The sequence below is a fragment of the Alcanivorax sp. HI0044 genome (assembly GCF_001634945.1).
In genome coordinates this window covers 1-1085 of the sequence record NZ_LWEZ01001817.1, presented here as the reverse complement: position 1 = coordinate 1085, position 1085 = coordinate 1, and the positions used below count along the sequence as shown (strand labels likewise).

1 protein-coding gene and 1 tRNA gene are annotated in these 1085 nt (G+C 58.9%); one reads left to right on the top strand and one right to left on the bottom strand.

The features are described from left to right. The coding region (locus A3730_RS27230) for a methyltransferase (protein WP_063539345.1) at positions 1–780 on the bottom strand (780 nt) is incomplete at its 3' end. A 154-nt stretch (positions 781–934) separates the two neighbouring features. On the opposite strand from A3730_RS27230, the gene A3730_RS27225 reads away from it, so the two are divergent. Then, positions 935–1011: transfer RNA gene (locus tag A3730_RS27225), tRNA-Pro, on the top strand. The last annotated feature ends 74 nt before the right edge of the window (positions 1012–1085 follow it).

Here is a 1085-nt window from a genome sequence, read left to right as displayed (position 1 = left end):
TGCCAACCCGATCACCCCGTTGCCACACCCCAGATCTACCACCCGTGAGCCCGCTGGCAACGACTGCGGCAGGTGATCCAGGAAGAAGCGCGCGCCAATATCCAGCTGCTGCTGGGCGAATACGCCGGCATGCACGTTTAATTGCCAGTCCCCTGCTTTGATCTTGCTGGGGAAATCGGTGTCAGCCAGAACCTGCCCCGGGGTCTGTGCACTGAACAAACGGGCTTTCTTCCAGCCGTACTCGGCACGACCGTTACCCAGATAACGTTGCAGCAATGACACCAGCTGCCGGGGCAAGTGCTTGTCCATGCCTGCCAACCACACAGGAACGCCCTGCGGAAGATGCCGGCTGAGCCAGTGCAACTGGCACTCCAGCAGCGCAACGGACTTGGGGACACGCATAATGACCTGATCCGGGGCCTGTCCCGGCGGATCGAAGGGCCACAAAAACGGCATTGCCAGTGTCAGGCCATTATCCTCGGCATTGGCCAGAGTGGCGGCCTGGCTCATAAAGGAATCGCCGCTGCTTTCCACGCACGCACACCCCGCCGGGGTCGCTTGCTGTAACGCCAATGCCAATGCGCCCTGCTGATCATTCAGCACCAGGGTTCTTGCGCCGGCCTTTGCGGCTTCATCTGCTTTCGATACAGGCAGGCCGCGTTCTGCCAACGTATTGAGCAGGTACAGATCCGCATTATCCCAGGCCTGTAAGGTCTCATTGCGCCGGCGCGGCCAGCGCTGCAATGCAAGCTGGCCCCAGGGGTGAAGGAAAGCTGTCATTCGGGTCCTTTCATAGAGAAATACATGGGCGAAATACCTGCGGGCGCGCATTTTGCCCGCTGATCGCCGGATTGGCCAGAAACTGCTCAACCACGCATGCCTGCCGCATTTAGGTATGGCATTTTCTGAATTGGCTGCTAGAATGCGCAGCCATCGGAGTATAGCTCAGCTTGGTAGAGTACTACGTTCGGGACGTAGGGGTCGCAGGTTCGAATCCTGCTACTCCGACCAGATAAGCCCCTGAAATAAGGGGGCAGCAAAAAGGCCGCGAAAGCGGCCTTTTTCGTTTCAGGTCCATTCAGGGC